This window comes from Streptomyces cyaneochromogenes, assembly GCF_003963535.1.
Classification (GTDB): Bacteria; Actinomycetota; Actinomycetes; order Streptomycetales; family Streptomycetaceae; genus Streptomyces; species Streptomyces shaanxiensis.
The window spans coordinates 7,937,160-7,962,297 of record NZ_CP034539.1 but is presented as its reverse complement, the minus strand read 5'-3'; the positions used below and the strand labels follow the sequence as shown (position 1 = coordinate 7,962,297).

The 25,138-nt window shown below is 73.5% G+C and carries 21 protein-coding genes; 7 read left to right on the top strand and 14 right to left on the bottom strand.

The features are described 5' to 3' along the window. Positions 1-84: 84 nt before the first annotated feature. The gene (locus EJ357_RS36045; protein ID WP_126395858.1) at positions 85-462 is read left to right on the top strand and encodes a hypothetical protein; all 378 of its coding nucleotides are present in this window, start codon (positions 85-87) and stop codon (positions 460-462) included. A gap of 30 nt (positions 463-492) precedes the next feature. Here the strand turns inward: EJ357_RS36045 and EJ357_RS36040 are convergent, their stop codons facing one another. The 3 genes from EJ357_RS36040 to EJ357_RS36030 are packed head-to-tail and all read right to left on the bottom strand — an operon-like array spanning position 493 to position 3,315. Beyond that, on the bottom strand, positions 493-1,242 hold the full coding sequence (locus EJ357_RS36040) for an FAD:protein FMN transferase (RefSeq protein WP_126395857.1): 750 nt from the start codon (positions 1,240-1,242) through the stop codon (positions 493-495). A gap of 2 nt (positions 1,243-1,244) precedes the next feature. Continuing rightward, a complete protein-coding gene (locus tag EJ357_RS36035; protein ID WP_126395856.1) occupies positions 1,245-1,958 on the bottom strand; it encodes an FMN-binding protein in 714 nt (237 codons plus the stop codon). A gap of 19 nt (positions 1,959-1,977) precedes the next feature. Then, the gene (locus EJ357_RS36030; protein ID WP_175647644.1) at positions 1,978-3,315 is read right to left on the bottom strand and encodes a ferredoxin reductase family protein; all 1,338 of its coding nucleotides are present in this window, start codon (positions 3,313-3,315) and stop codon (positions 1,978-1,980) included. A 151-nt stretch (positions 3,316-3,466) separates the two neighbouring features. Here EJ357_RS36030 and EJ357_RS36025 point away from each other — a divergent pair, with 151 nt between their 5' ends. From EJ357_RS36025 to EJ357_RS36015, 3 genes are read left to right on the top strand one after another with little or no spacing between them, the layout of a single operon-like run. Then, complete coding sequence (locus EJ357_RS36025; protein ID WP_126395855.1) at positions 3,467-4,156, top strand: response regulator transcription factor; 690 nt, start codon at positions 3,467-3,469, stop codon at positions 4,154-4,156. Continuing rightward, positions 4,153-5,640 (top strand): sensor histidine kinase, encoded by a 1,488-nt coding sequence (locus EJ357_RS36020; protein WP_126395854.1) that lies wholly within the window; start codon positions 4,153-4,155, stop codon positions 5,638-5,640. Before EJ357_RS36025 ends, EJ357_RS36020 begins: the two co-directional genes overlap by 4 nt. A gap of 30 nt (positions 5,641-5,670) precedes the next feature. After that, positions 5,671-6,375 carry a DUF2470 domain-containing protein gene (locus EJ357_RS36015; protein WP_126395853.1) on the top strand — a complete coding sequence of 235 codons (705 nt, stop codon included), beginning with the start codon at positions 5,671-5,673 and terminating at the stop codon, positions 6,373-6,375. 99 nt (positions 6,376-6,474) lie between these two features. Here EJ357_RS36015 and EJ357_RS36010 read toward each other — a convergent pair whose 3' ends face one another. The 10 genes from EJ357_RS36010 to EJ357_RS35965 form a co-directional block, all read right to left on the bottom strand. Next, positions 6,475-8,040: an ABC transporter ATP-binding protein gene (locus EJ357_RS36010; RefSeq protein WP_126395852.1), complete on the bottom strand. Its 1,566-nt coding sequence runs from the start codon at positions 8,038-8,040 to the stop codon at positions 6,475-6,477. After that, a complete protein-coding gene (locus EJ357_RS36005) occupies positions 8,037-8,846 on the bottom strand; it encodes an ABC transporter permease (protein WP_126395851.1) in 810 nt (269 codons plus the stop codon). Before EJ357_RS36005 ends, EJ357_RS36010 begins: the two co-directional genes overlap by 4 nt. Continuing rightward, on the bottom strand, positions 8,843-9,796 hold the full coding sequence (locus EJ357_RS36000) for an ABC transporter permease (RefSeq protein ID WP_126395850.1): 954 nt from the start codon (positions 9,794-9,796) through the stop codon (positions 8,843-8,845). The genes EJ357_RS36005 and EJ357_RS36000 overlap by 4 nt, the downstream gene beginning before the upstream one ends. After that, entirely contained in the window at positions 9,793-11,358 is a 1,566-nt protein-coding gene (locus EJ357_RS35995; RefSeq protein WP_126395849.1) for an ABC transporter substrate-binding protein, read from the bottom strand. Before EJ357_RS35995 ends, EJ357_RS36000 begins: the two co-directional genes overlap by 4 nt. Positions 11,359-11,377: 19 nt before the next feature. After that, positions 11,378-12,193, bottom strand: coding sequence for a class I SAM-dependent DNA methyltransferase (locus EJ357_RS35990; RefSeq protein WP_126400478.1), 816 nt, complete (start codon positions 12,191-12,193; stop codon positions 11,378-11,380). A 284-nt stretch (positions 12,194-12,477) separates the two neighbouring features. Beyond that, a complete protein-coding gene (locus EJ357_RS35985; protein ID WP_126395848.1) occupies positions 12,478-13,740 on the bottom strand; it encodes an MFS transporter in 1,263 nt (420 codons plus the stop codon). Next, a complete protein-coding gene (locus EJ357_RS35980) occupies positions 13,724-14,782 on the bottom strand; it encodes a mandelate racemase/muconate lactonizing enzyme family protein (protein ID WP_126395847.1) in 1,059 nt (352 codons plus the stop codon). The genes EJ357_RS35985 and EJ357_RS35980 overlap by 17 nt, the downstream gene beginning before the upstream one ends. Then, the gene (locus tag EJ357_RS35975) at positions 14,779-15,867 is read right to left on the bottom strand and encodes a PLP-dependent cysteine synthase family protein (protein ID WP_126395846.1); all 1,089 of its coding nucleotides are present in this window, start codon (positions 15,865-15,867) and stop codon (positions 14,779-14,781) included. Before EJ357_RS35975 ends, EJ357_RS35980 begins: the two co-directional genes overlap by 4 nt. Beyond that, positions 15,864-16,709 (bottom strand): Rossmann-like domain-containing protein, encoded by an 846-nt coding sequence (locus EJ357_RS35970; protein ID WP_126395845.1) that lies wholly within the window; start codon positions 16,707-16,709, stop codon positions 15,864-15,866. Before EJ357_RS35970 ends, EJ357_RS35975 begins: the two co-directional genes overlap by 4 nt. After that, positions 16,706-17,962: an ATP-grasp domain-containing protein gene (locus tag EJ357_RS35965; RefSeq protein ID WP_175647643.1), complete on the bottom strand. Its 1,257-nt coding sequence runs from the start codon at positions 17,960-17,962 to the stop codon at positions 16,706-16,708. Before EJ357_RS35965 ends, EJ357_RS35970 begins: the two co-directional genes overlap by 4 nt. 184 nt (positions 17,963-18,146) lie before the next feature. On the opposite strand from EJ357_RS35965, the gene EJ357_RS35960 reads away from it, so the two are divergent. Then, positions 18,147-19,640, top strand: coding sequence for an alpha/beta fold hydrolase (locus EJ357_RS35960; protein ID WP_126395844.1), 1,494 nt, complete (start codon positions 18,147-18,149; stop codon positions 19,638-19,640). Between the two features lie 110 nt (positions 19,641-19,750). Here EJ357_RS35960 and EJ357_RS35955 read toward each other — a convergent pair whose 3' ends face one another. Then, on the bottom strand, positions 19,751-22,909 hold the full coding sequence (locus EJ357_RS35955; RefSeq protein WP_126395843.1) for a SpoIIE family protein phosphatase: 3,159 nt from the start codon (positions 22,907-22,909) through the stop codon (positions 19,751-19,753). Between the two features lie 169 nt (positions 22,910-23,078). Here EJ357_RS35955 and EJ357_RS35950 point away from each other — a divergent pair, with 169 nt between their 5' ends. Further along, positions 23,079-24,119, top strand: coding sequence for an alpha/beta hydrolase family protein (locus EJ357_RS35950; protein ID WP_228472719.1), 1,041 nt, complete (start codon positions 23,079-23,081; stop codon positions 24,117-24,119). A 21-nt stretch (positions 24,120-24,140) separates the two neighbouring features. Further along, positions 24,141-24,965: an alpha/beta fold hydrolase gene (locus EJ357_RS35945; protein ID WP_126395842.1), complete on the top strand. Its 825-nt coding sequence runs from the start codon at positions 24,141-24,143 to the stop codon at positions 24,963-24,965. Positions 24,966-25,138 lie beyond the last annotated feature (173 nt).

The window sequence follows — 25,138 nt, the reverse complement described above, 5'->3', positions numbered from 1 at the left end:
CACGAAGAGACCGGGCGAGGTGAGGATGCCCACCAGCACCCCGTGCGGGGCCGGCCCCGCGACCAGTTCACGGAGCCTCAGCAGATGCCCCGTTCCGAAGCCGCCGTCACCGGTGACATGTGTGATCGCCGGCCCCGGGGCGCCCGCCGCGGCGGTCCGCAGCTCTACGGGTTCCGCGCGCACGTGGTCCAGGGCGTCGTCCCACAGCACCTCGGGATCCACGCCGATCGCCGTCGCCTTGCTGCGGGCGACGGCCCGGGTTCTCTCCGGTGCCCGGGCGCACAGCAGCGCCATCACCCCGTCCGACCACTGCCGGACCAGGACACCGCCGAGGTCCTTGCCTTCGACAGGGGTCACGAGGAGCGGGCGCAGGCGCTCCTCCTCGTTGCCGGCCCGCAGGAGCCGGGGTGCGCGCCCGGCGTGGAACACCAGCTCGCGCCGGACATGATGCCGTCGCCGTGACCGTCTCGTCAGCCGTGGAATCGGCCGTGGTCACGCCGCCCGCGCCTGCGCCCGGGCCACCGGAAAGCCCTCCGTACGCAGGACCCGCCGCTCCGCGTCCACCGCGAACACCTCGCAGCCCTCCCGCGAGGCGGCCCACTCGACACCCTCCGCGCCCATCGCGAACGCGGCGGTCGCCACGGTGTCCGCGACGGTCAGGGAGGACGCCACGACGGAGAGGGAGAGCAGCCCGGTCGCCGGACGACCGGTGCGGCCGTCGACGATATGGTCGCCTCGCTCGTAGCGCGCGGAGGTCGCGATCGCCCCGTCGGTGAGCTCGGCCACCGTGCACACCTTGTCGGCCTGCTCGGGGTGCCGTACCCCCACCCGCCAGGGCCCGCCGCGGGCCACCACGTCGCCCCCGGCGTTGAGGACGAAGCGCCGGGCTCCCGCCGCCTTCAGCAGCTCGGCGGCCCGCTGCACGGACCAGCCCTTCACCACCGCGCACGGGTCGAGCCCGCGCCCGGGCAGCCGTACGTCGAACGCGCCGTCGGTGGCGATGCGGTACTCCTCGCACAGCCCCAGCACCTCGTCGAGGTCCGCGCTGACGTCGCCGCGCGCGATCTCACCGCGGTCCAGCCGGCAGACCTCGCTGTCGGCCTTGAACGGGCTGAACCGGGCGTCGACCTCGCGCAGCCACGCGAACACGGCGTCCGCGGTCTCCGCGCCGCTTTCGGCGAAGCGCTCGTCGTCGACCCGAAGCGAGACCGGGAACCCCATGACGTGTTCGACTCGGTGCATGATCAGCCCTTCGCGTCGATCGCGGCCTGGAGGGACTCCTTGTAGCCGTCGCTGGTGATCGTCGCACCGGACACCGTGTCGATGTCCGCGCTCTGGGCTTCCAGCGTCTGAGCGATGAGCTTCGGCACGGCGGCCGTCGTCTGCGGGTGGTTCGGCTGCTGGAGCATCTTCACGGACGCGATCTTGTCGCCCTCGAAGGTCACCTGGACCTGGACGGGGCCCTTGTCGGTGGTGACCGTCGAGCCGTCGACCGTCCGGGCGGCCGACTCGGCGGACGCCGAAGTCGAAGGAGAGGCCGAGGAGGACGCCGACTCCGCGTTCGCGTCGATCGCGGCCTGCAGGGACTCCCTGTAGCCGTCGCTGGTGATCGTGGCGCCGGACACGGTGTCGATGTCCGCGCTCTGCGCCTCCAGCGTCTGAGCGACCAGCTTCGGCACCGCGGCCGTGGTCTGCGGGTGGTTCGGCTGCTGGAGCATCTTCACGGACGCGATCTTGGTGCCGGCGAAGGTCACCTGGACCTGCACGGGGCCCTTGTCGGTCTGCACGGTCGAGCCCTTGACGACCGTGCCGCCGGAACCCGACGCGGCGGAGGAGGACGCCGAGGGCGTCGAGGCGGGCGTGGCGCTCTCGGCGACCGTGCCGAGGGACGGCTCGTAGAGCCAGACCGGGACCAGGCCGGCGATGCTGAGGACCAGGACGGGGATTGCGCGCTTCACTGTTTCTTCCTCGTTCTTCTCAGCCGGCCAGGCTGAAACGCTCGAAGTGGACCTGCTGCTTGGGCACGCCCAGCTCGCGCAGGCTGCCGATGACCGCGTTCATCATGGGCGGCGGTCCGCAGAGGAACACGTCCCGGTCCGTGATGTCCGGAACCAGCCGCCGCAGTTCGGCGGGGGCCAGCTTGTCCGGCGTGACCGGGCCGGTCACCAGGTGCAGCTCGGCGCCCTTGGCGTGGGCCAGTTCCACCAGCTCGCCGTAGAGGACCGCGTCCCGGTCCGAGGCGACGCGGTAGATCACGACCGCGTGGCCGTGCAGCTCCTCCAGCAGCGCCCGGATCGGGGTGACGCCGACGCCGCCGGCGATCAGCACGGCCTCCGGCCGGGTGCGGTGCAGGGCGGTGAAGGCGCCGTAGGGGCCCTCGGCGAAGACGCGTGTGCCGACCTTCATGTGCCGCAGGGCCGCCGAGCCGTCACCGGCCGCCTTGGCGGTGAGCCGCAGCTGGTTGCCGTCGGGCGCGGCCGACAGGGAGAAGGGGTTGGCCTGCCACCAGCGGTCCTTGGTCAGGAAGCGCCACAGGAAGAACTGGCCGGCCCGGGCGGGCAGCTTGTCCAGGTCACGGCCGGTGATGTAGACGGAGACCACGTTGTCGGACTCGGGGACGACCGCCGAGACCCGGAACTGGTGGCGCCAGTTCCGCCACAGCGGCAGGACGAGACGGCCGACGAACACCGACGCGAGGGCGACGCCCCAGACCGCGTACCAGTACGCCGTGGCGGCGGACGACGACGTGAAGGACGTACCGACCGCGACCTGGTGCGTGAACGCCAGGACCACCGCGACGTAGGTGTACAGGTGGATGAAGTGCCACGTCTCATACGCCAGCCGGCGCCGCGCGAACCGGGCGGACACCACGCCGATCACGATGATGATCCCGAGCGCGACGACGGCGCGCAGCACGCCCTCGACCGTCTCGGCGAGGTCGATCAGCTGGTTCACCGGGTCCAGGGAGGACGACTCGGCGTAGCCGAAGGTGATGAACACGGCGTGCGCGAGAAGGGCCCACAGGACGCTGAAGCCGGTCCAGCGGTGCCAGGAGGTCAGCCGGTCCATGCCGATCCTGCGGTCCAGCCAGGGCAGCCGGGCCACCAGCAGCAGCTGGAACGCCATGAGCAGCGCGCCGAACAGACCGGTGAGGCGGCCGAGCACGATGAGCGTGTTGGAGGCGAAGCCGGCGGCGAAGAAGAAGTAGAGCACCACGGCCACGTTCGCGGCGAGCACGGCGTACAGACCCGTGCGGGCGACCACCCTGGGGCGTATCGCCGTGGGGGGCGCGGGGGGCGATTGGACGGTCGTCACGGCGACAGCTCCTTGATCTCGTCTGTGGCTTCCGAGCTTGTCCGCAGGGAGCTGTCGAAAAGCTGTCGTTGTTCTTTCAAGTGTTTATCGATGTGGTCGCGGCTCCCCACCCGGCTCCGAGGACCGGCGCCGGGTGCCGCAGTATGAGCGGGTGGAGAAAGTACGCCTGCTGGTCGTGGACGACGACCCGCCCATCGCCGATCTCGTCGCGACGGTCGCCCGCTACGAGGGCTGGGCGGCGGTCACCGCGAACTCCGGCGAGGAGGCGCTGCGGCTGTCCGCCGAGTTCCACCCGGACATCGTGGTGCTGGACCTGATGCTGCCAGACCTGGACGGCTTCGGCGTCCTGGACCGGCTGCGCGCGGCCGGGACGATGGTGCCCGTGGTGTTCCTGACCGCCCGCGACGGGGTCGCCGACCGGGTGGCCGGACTGACCCGCGGCGGTGACGACTACCTGGTCAAACCGTTCGCGGTGGAGGAGCTGATGGCCCGGCTGCGGACCGTCCTGCGACGCAGCTCCGGCCCCGGCTTCCAGCGTTCCGTCCTCCGGGTGGCGGACCTGATGATGGACGAGGACACCCGCGAGGTGCGCCGCGGCGACAAGCTGCTCACGCTCACGCCGACCGAGTACGAGGTGCTGCGCTATCTGATGCGCAAGTCGCCGACCGTGCTGACCAAGGCGCAGATCCTCGACCATGTGTGGGAGTACGGCTTCGGCGGCCGCTCGAACGTCGTCGAGCTGGTCGTGAGCCGGCTGCGCCGCAAGCTCGACGACACCGGCACACCGCTGATCCACACGGTGCGCGGCTTCGGGTACGTGATCCGGCAGGCGGCCGAGTGATCGGGCGGCTGCGGCGGACGTACGGCAGGCTCCGGCTGGGCACGCGGCTCGCGCTGGGTCTTGGCGGGCTGTCGCTGGTGGTGTTCGCCGTCGTGGGCACGGCCCTGACGACGTACATGCGCGACTATCTGTCGGCCCAGCTCGACACCCAGCTGGCGCAGGGCCAGATCGCCCAGTCCAAGAGCATCGTCGACTACGGCACGCTCTCGGGGAAGAAGTACTACAGCTGGTTCTACGCCGTGTACGACGTGTCGGACGGCACGCCCGTGCTGCGCAGGCCCGAGGATCCCGGCGACCTGCCGGCGGACGTCGACGACTTCACCTCCGTGGCGCAGGCGCAGACCGCCGCACAGACGGAGGTCCTGCGGACCCGGCATCTGAAGGGCAAGGGCGAGTACCGGCTGCGCGCCTGCGAGGTCGAGCCCGGAGTGGTCCTGGTCAGTGCCGCGCCCATGGACGACATCGAGGACACCGTGGGCCAGCTGATCACGATCCAGGTGGTCACCTTCGGGCTCGCGCTGCTCGCCCTGGTGGTGTTCGGGCGGGGGATGCTGCGGCGCGGCCTGCAGCCGCTCAGCGACATGGCGCACACGGCCCGCGACATCACCTCGCACGACCTGACGGACTCGGCGCGGCTGCCGATGCGGCACGACGGGCGCAGCGGCGGCCCGGAGGTCGAGGAGCTGCGCACCGCGTTCAACACGATGCTGGAGCACATCGACGACTCGCTCGCGGTGCGTGCGGAGGCCGAGCAGCGGCTGCGCCGTTTCGTCGCGGACGCCTCGCACGAGCTGCGGACGCCGCTGATGTCGGTCCGGGGCTACGCCGACCTCTTCCAGTACGCCGCCGCCAACGCCCCCGAGGAGCGGGAGAAGCATCTGGCGCGGCTGCGGGCGGAGGCCGCCCGGATGGGGTTCCTGCTGGACGACCTGCTGCTGCTCGCCCGCCTGGACGCCGCGGAGGTGGAGACGCCGCTGCGCCCGCAGGAGGCGGATCTGGTGGAGCTGGTCGAACAGGCGGCGGACGCGTTCCGGGTCACCCACGCCGGCCACCCGCTGACGGTGGCCCCCGGCCCCGGCTCCGTGAAGCTGCGCCTCGATCCCCAGCGCATCCGCCAGGTCTTGGACAACCTGCTGACCAACGCGGCGATGCACACGCCGACCGGCACGCCGGTGTCCGTGGCGGTGTCGGTGGCGAACGGCACGGCACAGGTCCGGATCGCCGACGCCGGCCCCGGTATCCCGCCCGCCGACCGGGAGCGGGTCTTCGACCGCTTCTACCGCGTCGACAAGGCCCGCAGCCGGGACCGGGGCGGGAGCGGGCTCGGGCTGGCGGTCGCGCAGTCACTGGTGCACGCCCACGGCGGCAGGATCGACATGACGAGCGAGCCGGGGGCGACGGTGTTCACGGTGACGATCCCGTTGGCGGTGGACCGGGGCAGGGGGCCGGCTGACGGGTTGGTGAACACGGACACGGCAAGCTAAGGTAAGCCTTACCTAACCCGAAAGGTTGCCATGTCCGCTGCCACCTGCCCTGAGCCGACGCCCGCCGAGCGTGCCCGCTCGGTGCTCTCGGCGGCCGGCTCGCTGACCGTCACCACGCACGGCCACCGCGTCGAGCTCATCGGCCTGCACACCGTCGACGCCGCCGCCCGGCTGCTCCTGCGGAACCCGCCGGACGCACACCTGGTCGCCGAGCTCGCGATGGCGCCGCACGGCGATCCGGCCTCCCTCGTGGAGTTCACCGACATCGCCCCCGTCGCCGTACGCGACCGGGTGCGCGCCCGGCTGACGCTGGGCGGCCGGCTGACCGCGCTCGGCCCGAAGGCCGTGGTGTTCAACACCGCCCGGGCCGTGCTCACGGAGGACGACGGGACGACCACCATCGGCCTCGACGAGCTGACCCTGGCATCCCCCGACCCCCTGGCCACCCACGAGGCGGAGATGCTGGCCCGGCTGGACGCGGCCCACGCCGACACCGTGGCCCCGCTCACCCGGCTGCTCCCGCCCCGGCTGCAGCTCGGCGCGATCGAGGTACGGCCGCTGCGGCTCGACCGGCACGGCCTGGTGCTGCGCGTGCAGACACCGGACGCGCACCACGACGCCCGCCTGCCCTTCGCCGCCCCGGCCACCCACCCGGGAGAGGCCGTGCGCCAGTTCCACCTCCTGCTCGCCCGGGCCACCGCCCGTCCGCGCCGACGCCTGCCGACCAGGTCGTAGGCGGCGCCGCACCCCCCGTACCGCCGACCTCCGGGCCCCTCGCGCCGAGGCCTTCCCGTCTCCTCCGCGCACGCGCCCGGAGGTCGGCTCATGTCCGGCTCATGTCCGGGTCCCCGCCTCCAGGCGCTCCGTCGTCTCCATGAGGGAGACCGTGAACGGATGCCGAGGCTCCGTCAGGACCCGTTGTGCCGGGCCCTGTTCGACCAGCTCACCCGTGTCCAGTACGGCGATGCGGTGAGCCAGGCGTGCGGTGTCCAGGTCGTGGGTGATGAGGACCAGGGACAGGTCCTCGGCCTCGCCGACCAGACCCGCGAGGACGTCGAGGATGCCGCGCCGGGTGACCGTGTCCAGGCCGGAGGTGACCTCGTCGCAGATCAGCACCCTGGGGTGGGCCAGCAGGGCGCGGGCGAGGGCGGCGCGCTGGAGTTCGCCGCCGGAGAGTTCGCCGGGGCGGCGGTGGGCGAGCGCCTCCGGCAGACCGAGGCGGTGCAGGGTCGCCGACGCCTCGTCCGTGGCCGCCCGTTCCTCGGCGCCGCGCAGCCGCACCGCCGTGCGGGCCACCTGGTGCAGGACGGGCCGGTGCTCGTCGAAGGCGGCGCGGGCGTCCTGGAAGACGTACTGCACGGCGGCGAGCTGGGCGCGGCCGCGGCGGCGCAGGCTGCGCGGGAGCGGGGCGCCGTCGAGCAGGATCTCTCCGTCGTGGTCGCGGTGCAGGCCCGCGAGGCAGCGGGCGAGCGTGGTCTTGCCGCTGCCCGAGCGGCCCACCACGGCCAGGCATTCGCCGGCGTGGAGTGCCAGCCTCGGGGCGTGCAGGACGGCGGTGCGACGGTCGTGCACGGCGGTCAAGTCCCGTACTTCCAGGACTGGTCGACCGGACCCGACGTCCGCCCCGCCCTGTGGCACCGCGCGCTGTTCGTCGAGCAGGCGCCGGGTCCACTCGTGGCGCGGCGCCGTCCACAGCCGCTCCACCGGGCCCGACTCCACGACCCGGCCGGCACGCATGACGAGGACCTCGTCGGCGAGGGCGCGGACGACGTCCAGGTCGTGGCTGAGCAGCACGATCGCGATCCCGCGGGCCGCCACCGCCTTGAGCTGCTCGACGACCCGGCTCTTGGTCAACGCGTCCTGGCCGGTGGTGGGTTCGTCGGCGACGATGACGCGGGCGCCGAGCAGCAGGGCCTGGGCGAGGACGACGCGTTGCTGCTGGCCGCCGGAGAGCTGGTGCGGGTAGCGACGCAACAGGGCCTCGGCGTCCGGGAGTTGGGCGTCGGACAGGGCGCGCAGGACCAGTGCGCGGGCCGTCGTACGGCGCTGCGCGCGGGGCAGGTGGCGGACCTGGGGGCGGGCGATGTCGTCGAGGAGGGCGCTGACGCGGCGGGCCGGGTTGAGGACGGCGGCGGGGTGCTGGGGGACGTAGCCCACCGGGCCGTCGGAGCCCACCGTGCCGTGGGCGGTGCGCCGTACCTCGCCCGTGACGCGGGCGCCGGGCGGGTACTCGCCCAGCAGGGCCAGACCCGTGGTGGTCTTGCCGCTGCCGGAGGCGCCGACGAGCGCGGTCACCTTCCCGGGCAGTACCCGCAGGCGCACCCCGTCGACGATCGCGCGGCCGTCGATCTCCACCCGCAGGTCACGGATCTCGGCCACGGAGTCCGTCACGTCGCTCACGGGCGCCGCCCCCTCTTGTCGGTCTGGTTCTTCTCCAGCGCGGCGTCGAAGAGCAGGTTGGTGCCCGTCGTCAGCGCCACGATCAGCAGCGCGGGCACCACCACGGCCCACGGCTGCACGAACAGGCCGGTGCGGTTGCGGTCGACCATGACCGCCCAGTCGGCGGCGTCCGGCGCGACGCCGACCCCCAGGAACGCGGCCGTCGACACCAGGTACAGCACGCCGGTCAGCCGGATGCCGGCGTCGGCGGCGAGGGTGCGCAGCGCCGACCGGCCGACGTAGCCGACGGCGATCCGCCACCGGCTCTCCCCCTGCATGCGCAGCGCCTCGACCGCGGGGCGTGCGGCGGCCTCGCCCGCGGCCGCCCGTACGATCCGGGCCGCGTCGGGCACGTTCACCAGCGCCACGAGCAGCGCGAGCCCGACCGCTCCCGGCGCGAGCACGGAGGCCACCAGCAGGATCAGCAGCAGCGACGGCACGGCGAGCAGCACGTCCAGGGGCCGCATCAGCAGTTCCTCCAGCCACCGCACGCGGGTGAGCGCGCTCATGAGCGCGACCGGGACGGCGACGAGATAGGCGAGCGCGGTCGCGGCCAGGGCGGTGACGACGACCGTACGGCCGCCCAGCAGGACCTGCTGCCAGACGTCGCGGCCCACGAAGTCGGTGCCCAGCCAGTGGCCGCCGCCGAGGGTGAAGGAGGTGGCCCGGGGGCCGGGTTCTCCGGTGAGCAGCGGTCCGAGGAGGGCGAGGACGAGGGGGACGACGATGACGCCGAGGCCGAGCGCGAAACGGCGACGCGTGGTCATGCGGCCACCCCCGCGCGAGGGGTGAGCCGGTGGGCCACCAGGTCGGCGCCGAGGTTCAGGACGACCGTCAGCACGCCGAACACCACGGCCAGCCCCTGCACCACCGGTACGTCCCGTTCGGCGACCGCGTTGAGGAGGACCGTGCCCAGGCCCGGGATCACGAAGAGGGCCTCCACGACGATCACGCCGCACAGCAACCAGTCGACGGTACGGGCGAGTTGCTGCACGGCCGGAGCGAGGGCGTTCGGCAGGGCGTGCGTGTAGCGGACACGGGCGCCGGGGACGCCGTAGCGGCGGGCGTGAGCCGCGTAGGGGGAGGCGAGGGCGTCGACCATGCCGGCCCGCACCAGGCGGGACAGGGAGCACACCGGGCGGGAGAGCAGGACCAGCACCGGCAGGACCAGTGCCGCCGGATGGGCGAGCAGGTCGGTGCCGTAGCCGAGAGCCGTCGGCGGCAGCCACGCCAGTTTGATGGCGAGGACCGTCACCAGCAGCACCCCGAGGGCGAACTCCGGGACCGCGTACACGGCCAGCGTCACCGAGCTGACCAGCCGGTCGACGAGCCGCCCCTCGTGACGGGCGGCGAGCACACCGAGGCCGAAGCCGATCGGGACCAGGAGGGCGAGGGTGAGCGTGGCGAGCAGCAGCGTCGGGCCGAAACCGTCGGCGATGTAGTGGGCGACCGGGCGGCCGGAGGTCAGGGAGGTGCCGAGGTCGCCGTGCAGCAGGCCCGTCGCCCAGCCGGCCAGCCGCTCGTACGCCGGCCGGTCCAGGTCCATGGCCTCGCGGATCGCCGCGATGCGCGCCGGGTCCGGCTGGTCGCCCGCGAGGGCCACCGCGGCGTCGCCCGGCAGCGCCTCGGTGAGCGCGAAGACCAGCAGCACGACGGCCACGGTCTGCAGGGCGCCGAGGAGCAGCCGCCGGGCGACGAAGGAGCGCAGTCCGCTCACGCGAGCCACACCTTGTCGAAGCGGGCCCAGTCGAGGGTGTTGGCCGGCGCCTTGGTCTCAACCCCCTTCACCGTCTTGGCCGTTCCGATGATCCAGTCGGCGAAGCCCCAGATCAGGAAGCCGCCCTCGGAGTACAGCCGGCGCTGCATCCGCTCGTAGACGGCGGCCCGTTCGGTCTTGTCGCGGGTGGCCTGGGCCTGCTGGTAGAGGGCGTCGAAGTCCTTGTGCTGCCACTTGGTGGCGTTGGTGGTGGAGTCGGTGAGCAGGCGCTGGGAGATGTGGGCCTCGATGGGCATGGCGCCGGAGCGGTAGCAGGACAGGGTGCCGCCGTCGAGGATGTCGCTCCAGTAGGAGTCCTTGCTGCCCATCTTCACGTCGATCGTGACGCCCGCCTTGGCGGCCTGGTCGCGGAAGATGCCGGCGGCCTCGGTGAACCCGGCGGCGACGGCCGAGGTGTCCAGGGTGACCTTGAGCTTCTCGGCACCGGCCTGCTTGAGCAGGGCGCGGGCCCTGTCGAGGTCCTGCTCGCGCTGCGGCAGGTCGGCGGCGTAGTACTCGTACCCCTTGCCGAACAGGTCGTTGCCGACCTCGCCCGCGCCGGACAGCGCGCCGTCGACGAGTTCCTGCCGGTCGGCGATCAGGAAGAAGGCCTCGCGGACCCGCTTGTCGTCGAAGGGCGCACGGTCGGTCTTCATGCAGAAGGCCTGCATGGCGCTGTTGCGCAGCCGCACGATCTCGATCTGGCCCTTGCCCTCGTGCGCGCGGGCGGTGGTCGGGTTGAGCTCGTGCGCGTACTCGACCTGGCCGCCGAGCAGGGCGTTGACGCGGGCGGACTCCTCGTTGGCGACGACGAACTCGATCTCGTCGAGGAGCGGGGCGCCGTCCCAGTGGTCGTCGTAGCGGCGGAAGACGGCGGAACGGCCGGGTGTGAAGGAAACGAACCGGAAGGGGCCCGAGCCGATGGGCTTCTTGTCGAACTCGGTGGCGTTCTCGGGGACGATGTACGCGCCGAACGCGGCGAGGATGTTGGGGAATTCGGCGGTGGGCCGCTTGAGGACGAACTCGATGGAGCGCTCGCCGGTGGCGCGGCTGGCGTCGAGGTCGATGGGCTCCAGGGACGCCTTGGCGCGGAAGGCCTGCTTGGGGTCGGCGATCCGGCGGTAGCTGTAGAGGACGTCCTTGGCGGTGACGGGCTTTCCGTCGTGGAAGGTCGCCTGACGCAGCGTCACCTGCCAGCGGTCAAGGCCCTTGTCGGCCTCCCACTTCTCGGCGAGGCGGGGCTCGGCGGAGAGGTCGGCGCCGTAGTCGGCGAGCTTGTCGAAGAGGGCCTTGGCGCGGGCGACGTCCGCGAAGAGGTTGGCCAGGTGCGGGTCGAGGGTCTCGCTGGCCCCGCCTCCGGCGAACGCGGCACGCAGGCGTCCGCCACGCTTCGGGGTGCCGGAGCCACCGGCCGCCTTGTCGTCCGTTCCGCCGCCGCAGCCTACGAGGGCGAGGGCGGCGGCGCCGGTGGTGGCGGCGAGGAAGCCGCGACGGCGCAGGCCGGGGAAACGTTCGTCATGCATGGGTGAGTGATCCTTCGGGTCAGAGGGTGTGGCGGCGGCGCGCGACGACGTGCAGCCGGTCGGCGTCGGTGGCGGTACCGGGCAACTCGCCGTCCCGCCAAGGGGGTTCGGTGCGCGGGCCGGGCCCGTCGTTCAGTTCGAGCACCTCGAAGCCGTGCGTGGCGAGGAAGTGCCGCAGCTCCTGCGGGAACAGCAGCCGCCAGGCGGAGCGCTGTTCGACGGGCGGCGTTCCGTCGTCGGCCGTCCATACGCGGGTTCGGCGCAGAAGCTGCGCCGTACGGTCGACGGTCAGCGTCGTGGTCGACCGGTAGGCGGTGCCCTGCCAGGTGAAGGCGTTGACGGACGGGGCGTCCAGGAGGTCCGTACGGCCGAGGAAGTACGCCCCGTTGCGCATCTCCGCGACCAGCAGCCCACCCGGCGCGAGGGCCCGGCGGCAGGAGGCGAGGAAACCGTCGAGCTGGTCGTTGGTGTGGCAGTACAGCAGGGAGCTGTCCAGGCAGACGACCGCGTCGAAGGCGTCCCGGCCCAGGTCCCGCGCGTCGAAGCCGTGCAGGTCGGCCCTGACGTACGCCGGGCCCGGGTGGTGGGCGCGGGCGTGGGCCAGCATCGCCTCGGAGAGGTCGGCGCCGGTCACCGTACGGCCGGCGGAGTGCAGGTGCGCCGCGTCGCGGCCGGTACCGCAGCCCATGTCCAGGACGCGCGGCCCGGCGCCGTGGCGCCGCAGGCAGTCCTCGGCCCAGCGTCCGGCGAGCCGGTCGGGGTCGGGGAAGCGGGCCTCGTACAGGGCGGGGTTGTCGGTGAGGAGGTTGCGACCGGCGTGCCGGGCACCGCCCACGGAGCTGCCGCTCCCGCCAGGGCCGACGTCACCGACGCCGGTCCCCCCACCCGGACCACCGACATCGAGGCCACCGTCCCCGCCCACCGCCGAAACGGCCCGACCGGACTCCCGCTCGCCCCGCGCGCCACTCCCGTACCGGCCGGCACCCGCCCACTCACCCGGCCTCACGACCGCCAAGTCCGGCCCACAGCCGACCGGCTCGCCGGTGCCGGCACCGGAACCACCGCCGGCCCCTTCGCCGCCGGCCGTGTGCGGATACACCTCTCCGCCCCGCATCGCGCTCACGCCGAACTCCTCTCGCCGGCCCGCACGGGAGCCGCCGGTGCCGGATCCGCGGGCAGCGCCCCGCGCCGGTGCAGCCACGCCACCCCGGCCGCCGAGGCCGAGCCGAACACGGCGCAGCACACCCACGGCAGCCACGCGCGGCCGTCGCTCTCCCCGGCGTCCATGGCCCAGCCCACGACGGTGTTGCCGACGGCGGCGGCGACGCCCGAGACGACGTAGAAGATCCCGAAGTACGTGCCGGTCAGTTCGGGGCGGCCGAAGCGGGGGATCAGCTCCATCACGAACGGCGAGGCGATCATGATGCCCAGGTAGAGCAGCAGCGCGCCGAGCAGCACGGGTACGGCGTCGAGCCACCCGGCCGTTCCCGCGCCCGCCACCAGGGCCGGCGGCAGGAAGGCCAGGCCCATCAGCGCGAGCCCGGCCGCGATCCAACCGGCCCTGTGGCCGCGGGACTTGAGGCGCCGGGTGATTCTCAGCTGCAGCGCCAGGTTGGCGACCGTACCGACGAGGAAGACGATGCCCGCCGCCCCGTCCCAGCCGGTGGCCGCACGGGCGCCGTCGGGCAGCAGCAGATAGAGCTGGTTCTCCAGGGTGAACATGCCGACCATGGCGAGCGCGAAGGCCAGGAAGGCCCGGTTGCCGAGCACCTCGCGCCAGTCCCCGAGGACACCGCTCCCGCTGGGTTCGACCTTGCGCGCGGGCAGGACGAGGGCCTGCGCCACGGTGAGCACCGCGAAGATGCCGGCGGCGGTCAGCGCGGAGGTACGGAAGTCGACGAGGAGCAGCGCGCTGCCGAGCAGCGGCCCGATGAGTGCGCCGGTCGTCGCGAAGACGTTGAAGAGCGCGAACGCCTCCGCCTTGCGCTCCCCCGACTCCTGGGCGAGATACGCCCGCACGGCCGGGTTGAACAGCGCCCCCGCGAGCCCGCTCAGCACGGACGCGGCGAGCAGCACCGCCAGCCCGTCGCCCAGCGCGAACAGCCCGAACCCGACGGTCCGCAGCGCACACCCGGCGATGATGACGCCCCGCGCCCCGAGCCGGTCCGACGCCGAGCCGCCGATGATGAACAGCCCCTGCTGGCTGAGGTTGCGCACGCCGAGGACGATCCCGACGACCGCCGCCGACATGCCCAGGTTCTCGCCGAGGTGGGTGGCGAGGTACGGGATGAGCAGGTAGAAGCCGGTGTTGACGCCGAGCTGGTTGACCAGCAGGAGCTGGACGGCGACGGGGAAGCCGCGCATCTCACGCCACGTCCTCATGTGCCGTCACCTCCTCGACGCCCAGCCCCGGCCGGTCACTCGCGCGTACGAATCCGTCGGCGCCGCCGATCCCGCGCCACGGATCGTCGGCGAGCAGCAGATGTCCGTCGAGGTCGGTCCAGCGGGCGCGGTCGGCCAGCTGGACGGCGGGCGCGAGACCGAGGGTGCTGGCGGTGAGGCAGCCCAGCATCAGCTCGGTCCCGCTGCCCTCGATCGACTCGGCGATGCGCAGGGCGGCGTGGACGCCGCCGCACTTGGCGAGCTTGACGTTGACACCGTGCACGCGCCCGGCCAGGCGCCGCGCGTCGTCCAGGGACACGGCGTCCTCGTCGGCGATGACGGGCAGCGGCGACCGCTCGGCGAGGGCGCCCAGCGCGTCCGGGTCCCCGGGGGCGAGGGGCTGCTCGACGGCCTCGACGCCGAGGTCGGCGAAGCGCGGCAGCAGGGCCGAGGCCTGTGCCGTGCTCCAGGCGCCGTTGGGGTCGAGCAGCAGCCGGATGCGGGGAGCGGCGTCGCGGATGACCCGTACGCGTTCGACGTCGTCCTCGGGGTCGGGTGTGCCCGCCTTGACCTTGACGATCTCGAAGCCGCTCGCGGCCAGGCGCCGGGCCTCGGCGGCCGCACGGGTCGGCGAGGTGATGCCGATGGTGCGCGCGGTGGCGGCCACCGGGGGCTCCGACGCTCCCAGGAGACGGTGGACGGGGACGCCCGCGCGCTTGCCGACGAGGTCGAGGAGGGCGGACTCGACGGCGGCGGTGACGGCGGGAGGCGTTTCGGCTTCCTGCGATGCCAACGCGCCTGCCCGCAGGGCCTCCAGGGCACGCTCCGGATCGGCGAATCGCCTCAGATTCACGCCCGCCAGCAGCCGTACCAGTGTCTCGGCGTCGAGCCCGTAGTACACGCTGCTGACGGCTTCGCCGTACCCGGACAGCCCGTCGTGCTCGACGCGGAGCCACACGGCCTCGCGTGCGGACATGGTGGATCGGGAGATGCGCAGCGGCTCGGCGAGTTCGAGACGTACGGTGCGCAGGTGGGCCTTCACTGTGTCCTTCCGAGAGAGAGCGGGTCCGCGACCCGGGTGCACCGCGCCCATCCGCTCGCCTCGGCGGCGTACGGGTGCGGTATCTCCACGGGCCGGGTGGCGGCACCGGCCGGGTCGAGGCCGTGGGCGGCGAGGAAGTCGTCGTCGTAGACGGTGCCGAGGTAGCGGTGCGGCCCGTCGGGGAAGACGGTGGCGACGACCGCGCCCGGGTGCACACAGGCCGCCCAGGCGGCGACCCGCGCGACGGCCCCCGTGCTCCAGCCGCCGCTGACGAAGCTGCCCCGGGCGAGCCGCCGGCAGCTGTCCACGGCCTCGGCGGGGCCGATCCAGTGGACCTCGTCGAAGGCGTCGTAGGCGACGTTGCGGGGGTGGATGCTGCTGCCGAGGCCGCGCATCAGGCGGGGCCGGGCGGGCTGGCCGAAGATGGTGGAGCCGGTGGCGTCGACGCCGATGAGCCGCAGCGCGGGCCAGTGCCGGCGCAGCGGGGCGATGATGCCCGCGCTGTGGCCGCCGGTGCCGACGCTGCACACCAGGATGTCCAAGTGGTCGAGCTGAGCGCCGAGTTCGGCGGCGAGGGAGGCGTAGCCGACCGTGTTGTCGGGGTTGTTGTACTGGTCGGGCCAGTAGGCGTCAGGCAGTTCGGCGAGCAGTTCGCGCAGCCTGCCGAGCCGGGCGGCCTGCCAGCCGCCCTGTGGGGCCGGGCGGTCGACGAGTTCCAGGCGGACGCCGTGTGCGCGCAGCAACTGCCGCATGGACGGCTCCAGTTCGCTGTCGCCGACCAGGACGACGGGATGACCGAGGGCCTGTCCGGCGAAGGCCAGCCCGATGCCGAGCGTGCCGGACGTGGACTCCACCACCGGGGCGCCGGGCCGCAGTTCACCGCGCTCGCGCGCACCGAGCAGCATCGACACGGCGGCCCGCGCCTTCATGCCGCCCGCGGCGAGCCCTTCGAGCTTGGCCCAGAAACCGGGGTGGGAGTGCGGCAGTTCGCTGGTGACGCGGACGACGGGGGTACGGCCGAGCAGGGCGAGCAACTCGGGGCGCGCGGCGGGCGGGCGTACGGCGGCGGTGGTCGTGAGGGTCATCGCGCACCCCCGGGACAGCGGTACCGGTGGACGATGCCGGGCCCGCCGTCGAGCCAGAAGAAGGGGTACGGCTCCGCGCACACCGCGCTCACGCCGTGCCCGAGGAAGCGGGGCAGTACCGCGCTGCCGGTCTGCGCGAACATCACCAGCTGCTTGCCGTGCCGCAGGGCGTGCTCGCGCAGCGGCTCGAAGGTGCCGTTGCCCAGGGTCATCCCGGACACGAGCAGCGCGTCACAGCGCCCGGCGGCGGCGAGCGCGTCGGTGACCACGGGTTCGCCCCACTCGGTCACCCCGCCCTTGAGGTCGCACGGCACATAGCCGAGCCCGCGCGAACGCAGCGCCTCCAGAAGCGAGTTGACGACCCCCACCACCAGCACCCGCGAACCGCCCGGCAGGTCCAGCAGCTCCACGACCGCCTTCGCCCGCGCCGTGGACTTCCCCAGCGACGACCCGGCGGGCAGCGCGACCGGCAGCGCCCCGTGGTCCGGCGTGTGCGGAGTGACGTGCATCAGATAGGCGTCGAGGGCGGCCACCCGCACGGCTGCCAGCGGATGGCCGAGCAGCCGTGCGACATCGGCGCCGACGCAGTCGTCGAGCGCGCTGTCGGGCAGCTCCCCCGGCTCCACGGCGCACGATCCGACGGCCTCGGCGAGGCGGAGGCTGAGGACCTCGTTGCGGTAGCCGGTGCCGCGCCCGTCGTGCCGTACGGCCTGGCGGGTGGTGAAGGCGACGGCGATGCGCTGAGTGTGCGGGTCGGGGCCGAGGGCGCCTTCGCGGACGCGGGCGACGAGTTCGTCGTACGTCCGGCAGGGCGCCGTCGGCGAGGCGGCGATGCCGGTCATCGGATCACCAGCCCCGCGCGCAGCCCGGCCAGCAGACCCTCGACGCGGTCGCGGGCGCCGAGGCCGTCCGGGTCACCGGCCATGACATGACCGAGGTACTCGTTGTTGCTGCCCGCCGCCTTCACGGTCTTGCCGGACTCGGCGAGCTGCACCTCCAACACACCTGGTTCGTCGGCAAGTTGACCACCGTCCAGCGTTTGGAGCGTGCCCGCGCGGTCCGGGACGAGGAAGCCGATGGCGGCGCTGCGCAGCCCGGTGTCGGTGCGCCTGAGGTCGGGCTCGCGGCCGAGGGCGACGTCCACGAAGGCGGCGGCGAGGTCGATGCCGGTGACATGGCGGACCAGCTCGGTGATGCGGTTGCCGGCGGGCCGGGGGTTGACCTCGACGAGGCGCGGCCCGGCGGAGGTCAGCTTGATCTCGGTGTGCGCCACGACCCCGTCCGTCAGCCCCAGCGCCTTCAGGGCGCCGAGCGCGGTCTGCTCGACGGCGTCCGTGTCGGCGAGCGGCAGCGCGGCGGGGAACATGTGGCCGGTCTCGATGAAGGCGGGCGCTCCGCCGATGCTCTTGTCGGTGACGCCGACCAGGTGCACCGCACCCCCGTGCGACACGGTCTCGACGCTGACCTCGGGGCCGTCGAGGAGCTCTTCGAGGAGGACGGCGGGGGTGCGCCGCTGCCCGCGGGCGTTGACCGGGAACTCGGCCAACGCGCGGAACAACTCGGCCAGTTGGTCCTCGTCGTCGACGCGCCGCACATACATGCCCGCGCACAGGTCGACCGGCTTGGCGACGAGCGGGTAGCCGATCTCCTTCGCGGCCCGCGCGAGGTCGGCCCACTCCTCGTGCACCGCGAAGCGCGGTCCGGGCAGGCCCGCGTCGGCGAGGACGCGGCGGGTGGCGTCCTTGCGGCAGGCGTTCTCCACCGCCTCGGGGCCGGGGCCGGGCAGTCCGAGGTGTCCGGCGATGCGGGCCACCGTCGGCAGGTAGTAGTCGCAGGAAGTGATCACCCCGTCGAAGCCCAGGACCGAGTGCAGCCGCTCCACTTCGGGCAGCAGGGCGTCGAGGTCGTTGGTGTCGGCCGTGATCACGTTGCGGGCGCCGAGCAGCGGATGCGCCACCCCCTCGGGTGCCGAGCGCAGGTAGTGATGCAGGTCACGGGTGAGGAAGGTGAACTCGTGTCCGCCCTCCCGGATCGCGCGTGGCAGCAGCCTGCTCATCGACCCGACCCAGCTCTCTACCACCAGCAGATGAGCCACAACTCCCCTTTTCGTGCCGCGAGTTCAGACGTCAGGGCAGCCCGGGACACCCCTCGACGGGAGGGGTGCCGGACTTGACACGCACACGCTATCGATAATCATTTTCATTTGCTACCCCGTTCTTACCCGGCTGTCCCTGCTGCCCTTCCTGCCGCCTGCTGCCTGCTGCCTCCGGAGCGACCTCTTGTCCGTCCCGCCCCGCCCCACCGCCCTGCTGTGCGCCCTCGCGGCCGCGGCCGCCCTGCTCCCCTCGGCCACGGCCACGCCCGCCCGCGCGTCGGCCTCCCTCGCCTTCGGCCCCTGCCCGGACTCCGTACCGAGCCCTCCCGCACCCGACCGCGTGGAGTGCGGGCGCCTCACGGTCCCGCTCGACCGGAACGACCCCTCCGGCCGGCGCATCGAGATCGCCGTCTCCCGCGTCCCCGCCTCCGGCACCCCGGCCGAGCGCCGCGGCGTCCTGCTGGTGAATCCCGGCGGCCCAGGCGGCTCCGGGCTCCCCTACGCGGTGACCAAGCGCGCCAAACTCCCCGCGAGCGTGCGGCGTTCGTACGACGTCATAGGCTTCGACCCGCGCGGCGTGGGCCTCAGCACCCCGGTGGACTGCGGCCCGATGGGCGGTCTGTTCACCGCCCCGGGCACGGACCCGGTACCGACGACCCCGCGGGCCGAGCGGACGTACCTCACCTCACTGCGCCGCATGGCCGACGACTGCGCGGCGGGCGCGGGAACGGACACGCTGCCGTACCTGTCCACCGAACAGACGGCGTACGACATGGACGCGATCCGCGCCGCGCTGGGTGAGCCGCGGACGAACTTCCTCGGCGTCTCGTACGGCAGCTATCTGGGCGCGGCCTACGCGGCACAGTTCCCGCACCGGGTCGGCCGCATGGTGCTGGACAGCGTGGTCGGACCCTGGGACTGGTACGACTTCGACGTCGTCCAGAGCCGTGCGATGCTACGCGCCCGCGACACCTTCTTCGCCTGGACGGCCGCGCACGCGGAGCGCTTCGGACTCGGCGCCGGCACGGACGCCGTACGGCGCTCGTACCTGCGCGTACGCCACGGCCTCGCCGCCCGCCCGGTGAACGGCTTCGGCCCCGCGGAGTTCGACCGCGCCGTCTATCGCGCCCTGGGCCGCACCGAGCGCTGGGCGGGCCTCGCCGACGGACTGCACACCTACCTGACCGACGGCAGCCCCGACGGCCTGCGCCCCGCATCCGCCTTCGACAGCCCGGAGAACCGCAACTACGAGGCGGCCAACCGGATCGTGAAGTGCGCGGACGGCCCGGGACCCACCCCGCGCGAGATCCTGGCGGACATCCACCGCACCCGCCGCCTCGACCCGCACCCGGTCCTGACCGGCATGGAGGCATCGACCTGCGCGTACTGGCACCACCGCCCGAACCACCGCACACCGCTGGGCAGTCCGGCCGCCCCGCCGGTCCTGCTGGTCGCCTCCGCACACGACCCGGTCACGCCGATCGAGGGCGCCCGGCAGCTGCGGAAGGTACTGCCCGGTTCCCGGCTGGTGGTCCTCGACGACGACTACTCCCACGGGGTGTTCGCCAGCCGGGGGAACGCGTGCGTGGACGGGACGGTGGCGGCGTACCTCGTCGAGGGGGTCGCGCCGGGGGCGGATGTGCGGTGTGCGGGGCCGGGGTTGCCGGGGGTGTCGTGACCCCGGTCGGCAATATTCAGCCCGTTGGGGGTGCCCCCTCTGGGGGAGTTTGAGGACGAGGCCCCTCAAGGGCCGAAGCGGGGGTCTGGGGGCGGCAGCCCCCAGAGGCGTCACGGCAGCGGCTGCTCAGCCCAAATGATCTTCCCGTGGGGCGAGTACCGCGTCCCCCACCGCTCGGTGAGCTGCGCGACGAGGAACAGCCCGCGCCCGCCCTCGTCCTCGCTGCGCGCACGACGCAGGCGCGGTGAGGTGCTGCTGCCGTCGGAGACCTCGCAGATCAGGGCGCGGTCGCGCAGGAGGCGGAGCTGCAGGGGGCCGGTGGCGTGGCGGATGGCGTTGGTGACCAGTTCGCTGGCGATGAGCTCGGTGGTGAAGGCCAGCTCGTCGAGATGCCAGGCGGCGAGCCGCTCGGTGACCGCCACGCGCGCCCGGGAGACGACCGCCGGGTCGCTGGGCAGGTCCCACTGGGCCACCCGGTCGGCGCCCAGGGCGTGGGTGCGGGCGACGAGCAGCGCGACGTCGTCGCCGGGTCGGGCCGGGAGCAGGGCGTCGAGGACGGCCTCGCAGGTCTCCTCCGGCGGGCGGCCCACGCAGCCCAGCACGACGCGCAGCTTGTCCAGACCGGCGTCGATGTCGCGGTGCCGGTCCTCGATCAACCCGTCGGTGTAGAGCACGAGTTGGCTGCCCTCGGCCAGCTCCAGCTCGACCGTCTCGAACGGCATGCCGCCCAGGCCCAGGGGCGGACCGGAGGGCAGGTCGACGAACTCGACCGTGCCGTCGGGGGCGACGACCGCGGGCAGAGGGTGCCCGGCGCGGGTGAGGGTGCAGCGCCGGGACACCGGATCGTAGACGGCGTACAGACAGGTGGCGCCGACGATGCCGCAGTCGGGGGAGCTCTCCGCGGCCCAGCCCTCGCCGCGGTCGAGGCGGCCGACCAGGTCGTCGAGGTGGGTGAGGACGTCCTCGGGCGGCAGCTCCAGGGAGCAGAAGTTCTGGACGGCGGTACGCAGTCGGCCCATGGTCGCGGCCGCGTGCAGCCCATGGCCGACGACGTCACCGACGACGAGCGCGACCCGGGCGCCGGACAGCGGGATGACGTCGAACCAGTCGCCGCCGACCCCGGCCTGCGCGGGGAGGTAGCGGTAGGCGACCTCGACGGCGCTCTGCTCGGGGCGGCCCCTCGGCAGCAGGCTGCGCTGCAGGGTGAGGGCGGTGTTGTGCTCGCGGGTGTAGCGGCGGGCGTTGTCGATGCAGATCGCCGCGCGGCCGACCAGTTCCTGGGCGAGGGAGAGGTCGTCGTCCTCGAAGGGGGCGGGCCGCAGGGAACGGTAGAAGCTGACCACGCCGAGGGTCGTGCCGCGTGCCCGCAGCGGCACGGTGATCAGGGAGTGGATGCCGGCCGCGAGCACCCGCTCCAGCCGCTCCGGGTCCTGCGCGATCCAGCCGCCCGCCTCGGACAGGACGGGTTCCAGCACGGACTGTCTGGTCTCCAGGGAACGGGCCTGCGGCGTGGACGGGACGTACTCGACGAGGTCGCCGACGTCGTACAGGTTGTGCGGATCCTTGCGTACGGCCCGTATGGCGACCCGCCGCAACGCGGTGCGGCCGCCGAGCACTTCGGGCTCCTCTCCGCGCAGCACGGGGTCGGGCAGATCCACGGCGACGAAGTCGGCGAACCGGGGGACCGTCACCTCGGCGAGTTCCTCCGCGGTGCGGGTCACGTCGAGGGTGGTGCCGATGCGGACGCTCGCGTCGTGCAGCAACTCCAGCCGCCGCCGCGCGAGCACGGCCAGCCGCCCGACACCGGGCTCGCCGACGAGCAGCAGCCAGCCGTCGGCGCCGACGCCGTCCGGCTCGGGTTCGGGGAGGGTGGCGGGCCGGGGCGGGGGTTCGAGGGTGGGGGCGGCACGGTCGCCGTCACGTTCGGCGTCCGGTGCGGGCCGGGTGGTGTGCGGCTGGGGTACGACCGTGTGCGTCGCGGCGGGCGGCGCTGCGGGCCGGGTCGGCGCGGGCGGTGCTCCGACGGACTCGGGCGCGGGGCGGGCGGATGCCGGTGTGAGCGGCGGTGACTCGGCGGAGGTGGGCGGCACCCGCCGCGTGGTCGGCATGCCTTGTGCGGGCGGCGGCACCGCTGCGGAAGGCGCCGCGGACGCAGGCGCGGGTGGCGCGGGCGCCGCGGACCCGCGCGACGGTGCCGGGGACCTCGCCACCGGCCCACCCGGACCCCGCACGGCCGGCCCGACCGTGCCCTGCCCGGCGGAAACGCCGGCGGCCCCCGCCCCGCCCACGCCCCGCACGGTCAACGCGTCCAGTCCCAGCCCGCCCACCGACGCCGACCGCACATGCCGCAGGCGAGCCCCGCCGAGCACCCGTACCTCCACCGCGACCCCGCTCTCCCCGGCCGCTCCCCGCACCGGCCGGCGCAACAGCGTGGCGTTCCGGCCGCTGGGCAGGGTGATCTCGTCGAGGGTGCGGTGCGGTGAGGCGAGGAGTTCCTCGGCCTTCTCGCGCAGGACCGCCAGGTCGAGCCGGCCGAGGGCGCCGAGGTCCTGGCCGGGTGGCGTTTGCGCGGGCTGTTTCGCCCGGCCCCGCGCATGGCCGTCGGCCAGCCGGTACGCGGCGAGGAGCGCCCGCTCGCGTTGGGTCGCCTGCTCCAGCAGCCGGACCTCGATGGTGCGGGCGGCCTCGCGGACCATCCGCACCATGGCCGGGTCGCCCTGGTCGCGCAGGCAGGTGAGATCGAGGACGGCCTCGATGCGCCCGCTGAGCGGATCCCGGACGGGCGCCCCCGCGCAGGCGAAGGGCTGCAGACAGTCGGCGAAGTGCTCCCGGCCGGCGACGTAGACCGGTCCGCGCTCGGCGAGGGCGGTGCCGATGCCGTTGGTGCCCACGACCGCTTCCGAGGCGTCGAAGCCGGGGGCGAACCGGACCGCGTCGAGCCGTTCGCGCAGCGGTCGGTCACCACCGAGCCGCTGGACCATACGCCCTTGTGCGTCGCAGAGCGCGATCGTCATGCCCACATGGGCGAGGGAGGCGGACAGCTCCCGCAGGACCGGGTCCACGGCACGCAGAACCCGGTCGTCCAGCGCCACGTCCTCGGTGTAGCGGACCGTCAGCCGGTGCGGCTCGAGCCCCGCGGATCGGCATCGCTTCCAGGAGGCCAGCACCGAGGCCCGGACGTCCGACTCGACGAGTGAGCCGGCGAGGAATCGTTCGTGGGCATCGACGAGCCCGCCGATGTCGTCCCAGGCGACGGACAACGGGATCACTTCCCTCACCTGAAGCCGTCCCGGTCGCGCACACCGCCACTCGGCCCACGGCCCGGCGAGGCTTCTCCAAGCGCTATCACCCTAGCCCCATGTGATGTGGCTCACAACGGATCGCTCAGGCCTCGCGGAGCGGAAGCGTCCGCAGACCGAGGGCCGGATACTGGACGTCATGCGGTTCCTGCGGGGCGCCTCGTGTCTCTCCGCCGCGCTCGCGCTGGTGGCCGCCGCGGGCTGCACCGGGACCGACGGCCGGGACACGGCTCGTACCGCGGCCCCGCCGACGTCACCCCGGGCCACGAGCGAAGCCCCCGCCGCGCCGCCCTCGCCCTCCCCGACGCCCGCCGACCCCGTCTCCCTCCCCGCCCTGATGCAGCGCGAGCACCACGGCTCCGACCTCCGCCTCGGCGCCGCACGCGTGCGCACCGACGCCTACACGCAGTACGCCGTCACGTACCGCGCGAACGACCTGACCATCTCGGGGATCATGAACGTCCCCCGCGGCGAGGGCCCGTTCCCGGCGCTCGTCCTGGCGCACGGCTATATCGACCCCGACGTCTACCGCACCGGCCAGGGCATGCCCCGCGAACAGGACCTGCTCGCCCGTAACGGCTACGTCGTCCTGCACACCGACTACCGCAACCACGCGGGCTCCGACGACGACCCCGACAACGACGTCAACCTGCGGCTCGGCTACACCGAGGACGTCATCGCCGCCGCCCTGGCGCTGCGCTCCGCCGCCCGGCCGAACGTCGACGACGACCGGATCGGCCTGCTGGGGCGGTCGATGGGCGGTGGGGTGGTGTACAACACGCTGGTCGTGGCGCCGGGGCTGTTCGACGCGGCCGTCGTCTTCGCGCCGGTCAGCTCGCGCCCGGAGCAGAACATCGACCGGTTCCAGCGGCCCGAGGGCGATCCCCTCGTCGAGGAGATCGAGGCCGCGCACGGTACGCCCGAGAAGAACCCGCAGTTCTGGCGGCAGGTCTCCCCGGTCACGTACGTCGACCGGGTCACCGAGCCCCTGCTGATCCACCACGGCAGCGCCGACGACACCTGCCCGCCGGCGTGGACGAGGGCGACGGTCGCCGCGTTCGAGGCGGCGGGCAAGGACGTGGAGCTGCGGACGTACCAGGGCGAGGGGCACACCTTCGGGCCGCGCTGGCCGGATTCCATGGACGTCACCATGGCCTTCTTCGAACGCCATCTGCGCTGATCGACAAGGGGAGCAAAGGGCATGCCACAGGTCGCGGTGAACGGCGTCGAGCTCTTCTACGAGGTGGCGGGCGACGGCGCTCCGCTGGTCCTGGTCCATGGGTCCTGGGGCGACCACCACAACTGGGTCCCGGCCCTGGCGGCCCTCACCCGCGACCACCGCGTGCTGGTGTACGACCGTCGCGGGCACAGCCGCAGCGAGCGTCCGCCGGGACAGGGGGCACGACGCGAGGACGAGGACGATCTGGCGGCCCTGATGGAGACCCTCGGCTTCGCCCCGGCGTTCGTCGCGGGCAACTCCTTCGGCGCGTCGACGGCGCTGGGCCTGGCCACCCGCCGTCCGGAGCTCTTCCGGGGCATCGTCGCGCACGAGCCGCCGCTCATGGGCATCGTGGCCGACGACCCCGAGGCGCGGCCGCTGATGGCGGCCACCGAGCGGCTCATGGCGTCCGTCGTCGACCGGTTGCGGGCGGGTGAAACGGCCGCGGGGGCACGGCAGTTCGTGGACGAGGTCGCGTTCGGCCCCGGGGAGTGGGAGCGGATGCCGGACCGGGTGCGGGAGACGTTCCGCGCCAACGCGCCCACGTTCGCGGACGAGCAGGGCGACCCGCAGTGGGCCGATCTCGACCTCGGCCGGCTCTCCGGCTACCCCGGGCCGGCCCTGCTCACGAAGGGCAGCGAGAGCCCGCCGTGGTTCGCCAGGATCGTCGGCCGGCTCGGCGGCGCGCTCCCCCGGGCGGCGACGTACACCTTCGAAGGCGCCGGACACGTCCCGCACGTCACCCACCCCGCCGAGTACGCGCGTCAGGTGGCCGCCCTGGTCGCGGAGGGACGCCGAGCGCCGTAGCGGGCCGGGCGGGGGAGCCGTGGCGGACGCGCGGCGCGTGCCGTACGCGCGTTTCGCGGTGGATTGTGACGGACGACGCACAGCGGACCGCAAGTTTTTTCCCGCGGCGATGATTGTTTCGCGTGATCCATCCGTACCTGAAGGGGTACCGGCCGTTCACGTCAGGAGTAACG

Excerpts from the sequence above, each read along its gene's own strand:
- EJ357_RS36040 (WP_126395857.1), bottom strand. The coding sequence starts at position 1,242 with ATGCACCGAGTCGAACACGTCATGGGGTTCCCGGTCTCGCTTCGGGTC.
- EJ357_RS35950 (WP_228472719.1), top strand. The coding sequence starts at position 23,079 with ATGCGGTTCCTGCGGGGCGCCTCGTGTCTCTCCGCCGCGCTCGCGCTG.
- EJ357_RS35985 (WP_126395848.1), bottom strand. The coding sequence starts at position 13,740 with ATGAGGACGTGGCGTGAGATGCGCGGCTTCCCCGTCGCCGTCCAGCTC.
- EJ357_RS35945 (WP_126395842.1), top strand. The coding sequence starts at position 24,141 with ATGCCACAGGTCGCGGTGAACGGCGTCGAGCTCTTCTACGAGGTGGCG.
- EJ357_RS36005 (WP_126395851.1), bottom strand. The coding sequence starts at position 8,846 with ATGACCACGCGTCGCCGTTTCGCGCTCGGCCTCGGCGTCATCGTCGTC.
- EJ357_RS35975 (WP_126395846.1), bottom strand. The coding sequence starts at position 15,867 with ATGACCCTCACGACCACCGCCGCCGTACGCCCGCCCGCCGCGCGCCCC.
- EJ357_RS36045 (WP_126395858.1), top strand. The coding sequence starts at position 85 with ATGCCCCGTTCCGAAGCCGCCGTCACCGGTGACATGTGTGATCGCCGG.
- EJ357_RS35995 (WP_126395849.1), bottom strand. The coding sequence starts at position 11,358 with ATGCATGACGAACGTTTCCCCGGCCTGCGCCGTCGCGGCTTCCTCGCC.
- EJ357_RS36015 (WP_126395853.1), top strand. The coding sequence starts at position 5,671 with ATGTCCGCTGCCACCTGCCCTGAGCCGACGCCCGCCGAGCGTGCCCGC.
- EJ357_RS35970 (WP_126395845.1), bottom strand. The coding sequence starts at position 16,709 with ATGACCGGCATCGCCGCCTCGCCGACGGCGCCCTGCCGGACGTACGAC.